The organism is Pseudomonas sp. R62 (genome assembly GCF_000257605.1).
Classification (GTDB): Bacteria; Pseudomonadota; Gammaproteobacteria; order Pseudomonadales; family Pseudomonadaceae; genus Aquipseudomonas; species Aquipseudomonas atacamensis.
This window is the reverse complement of the sequence record NZ_AHZM01000912.1, coordinates 1-861: the sequence shown is the minus strand read 5'-3', so window position 1 is coordinate 861 and position 861 is coordinate 1. Positions and strand designations below refer to the sequence as shown.

Here is an 861-nt window from a genome sequence, read left to right as displayed (position 1 = left end):
TAGACCAGGTTCTGCTGACGCTCTTCCTGCAGATAGGCGAGCAGACGGCGGCCAAGGTCTTTGACGTCCGAGGCGCGTTCGCGCAGGTAGGCGTCGTCCATCAGTTCGAAACGGTTGACGTGCTCAGTGACCACCTGACGCAGCGCGCCCTGGGCCCACTGCCCCGTCTTGATCACCGTAGTGATTTCGCTGCCCAGCGAGGCATCGTCGAGCATCATCAGGTAGACGTCGAACAACGCGCGCTCTTCCGGGCGCAACTGGGTCGCGAGTTTGGCGGACAAGGCGCGCATGTCGGCGCGCACGCCTTCGATGGCGGTCTTGAACAGCGCCAGCTCGGCGTTGATGTCGGTGATGGTCTTGTCCGGCACCACGTCCAGGTCCGCCGGCGGCAGCATGACCACGGCGGTACCGACGGCAGCCCCCGGCGAACCCGGCACGCCGACGAACTTGGCTTCCTGAATGCCCTTGCCCTGCCGGCCCAGACCACGGATCGAACCGGTGGCCTCGGCGTGGGCGATTACGCCGGCGAGCTGCGCGCTCATGGTCACGAGGAAGGCTTCTTCACCTTCGTCGAACTGGCGGCGTTCTTTCTGCTGGATGACCAACACGCCGACGACGCGGCGGTGGTGAATGATCGGGGCACCGAGGAACGAGGCGTAACGCTCTTCACCGGTTTCGGCGAAGTAGCGATAGCGCGGGTGAACCGAAGCGTTTTCCAGGTTCAGGGGTTCTTCACGCGTGCCGACCAGACCGACCAGACCCTCGTTGGGGGCCATGCTGACCTTGCCGATCGAGCGCTTGTTCAAGCCCTCGGTGGCCATCAGGACGAAGCGATTGGTTTCCGGATCAAGCAGGTAGACC

Annotated in this window: 1 protein-coding gene; it reads right to left on the bottom strand. The window is 64.1% G+C overall.

What is annotated here, in order from left to right; all coding sequences use genetic code 11:
• The coding region (locus OQK_RS01070) for a phosphoenolpyruvate-utilizing N-terminal domain-containing protein (protein ID WP_016770730.1) at positions 1 to 861 on the bottom strand (861 nt) is incomplete at both ends.